The sequence below is a fragment of the Collimonas antrihumi genome, assembly GCF_018304965.1.
Lineage (GTDB): Bacteria > Pseudomonadota > Gammaproteobacteria > Burkholderiales > Burkholderiaceae_D > Collimonas > Collimonas antrihumi.
In genome coordinates, this window is sequence record NZ_JAGQED010000066.1 from 1 (window position 1) to 1,506 (window position 1,506).

Here is a 1,506-nt window from a genome sequence, read left to right on the forward strand (position 1 = left end):
CGAATGGCACTTACTTAAACGCTAAGTGCATGAATTATTGAGGAAAAACAGGCTGGCGTGATGGTAAGCTTAAGTCGCCAAACCATCGCCCCCATCGAAGAGCCAGCCCACATGCATAATAATCGTTCCGTGTTATCTCGGCAACGTCGCGTTCGCCATCATGCCGCCGCCCACGATGCATTTCGTTTTTTCGATCTACTCACGTCGCCCGAATTATTTGACACACTGGAGGCGACGTTGCCGGCGCATCGTGAACGGCTCTTTCCACCAACCGAGACGCTGTCCATGTTTATGGCGCAGGCGATGAAATCGGACCGTTCCTGTCAGGGCATTGTTGATGATGTGGCGGTCAAACGACTACTGCATGGTCTACCGCTGTGCAGCACAAAAACAGGTGCCTACTGCAAAGCGCGTCGGCGGTTGCCACTGGAAATGGTGTCGGAGATGGCCATCACTACTGGCCATCTGATCGCAGGGAAAGCCGCGCATAGTTGGCGATGGCGCGGCCGGCCAGTACGGCTGGTAGATGGCACGACAGTGACTTTGCCGGATACGCCAGCCAACCAGGCCACTTATCCGCAGCAGAGCGGGCAAAAACCTGGGCTGGGCTTTCCTATCTGCCGCATCGTGGGGATAACCTGCCTGGCTAGCGGCGCGTTGCTCAATGCGGTCATGGGAAAATTCAAAGGTAAAGGCGGCAGCGAGCAGACACTCTTGCGATCGCTGTTAGATACTTTGGAAACGGGCGACCTACTCTTGGGCGACGCGTTTTATGCAAGCTATTTTTTGTTGGCCGAACTTGGCTTACGCGGTGTGGATGCGGTATTCGAACAACACGGTGCTCGCAAGCGTTCGACCGACTTTCGTCGTGGAAAACGCCTGGGGAGCCGGGATCATTCGATCACACTGACCAAGCCGAAAATCCGCCCGGACTGGATGACGATAGAACAGTACGAATCTGCGCCAGATACGCTCAGCGTGAGGGAGTTGGAAGTTGGCGGAAAAGTGGTGGTGACGACCTTACTCTGTCCGAAAACAACGCCTAAAATCGCCCTGAAGGCGCTATACAAGCGTCGCTGGCATGTCGAGTTGGACATTCGCAACATCAAGACCACATTAGGCATGGAAACACTGAGCTGCAAAACGCCGCAGATGGGCGAAAAGGAGATGTGGGTATACCTGCTTGCCTACAACCTCATCCGAATGATTATGCTGCAATCTGCCTTGCTCGCCGATGTGCTACCACGCGCACTGAGCTTCAAGCATACGCTGCAGCTTTGGCTGGCAGCGAGCGAGGCATTGCATCACCTTGATGACAACGATAAGGTCGCAGAATTCTTGGCGTTGGTGGCCGAACAAACGGTCGCAAACCGACCAGGGAGAATCGAACCACGCGCCATCAAGCGAAGACCAAAATCTTACCCTCTACTGACCGAAACTCGGCCTGTAGCAAGAGCGACGGTGCAAAAATACGGTCATCCGAAAAAGGTTAAGTAAGTGCCATTC

1 protein-coding gene is annotated in these 1,506 nt (G+C 54.2%); it reads left to right on the forward strand.

What is annotated here, in order from left to right; all coding sequences use genetic code 11:
- Window positions 1-111: 111 nt before the first annotated feature.
- The gene (locus tag KHU29_RS22005) at window positions 112-1,497 is read left to right on the forward strand and encodes an IS4 family transposase (protein WP_211455460.1); all 1,386 of its coding nucleotides are present in this window, start codon (window positions 112-114) and stop codon (window positions 1,495-1,497) included.
- Window positions 1,498-1,506 lie beyond the last annotated feature (9 nt).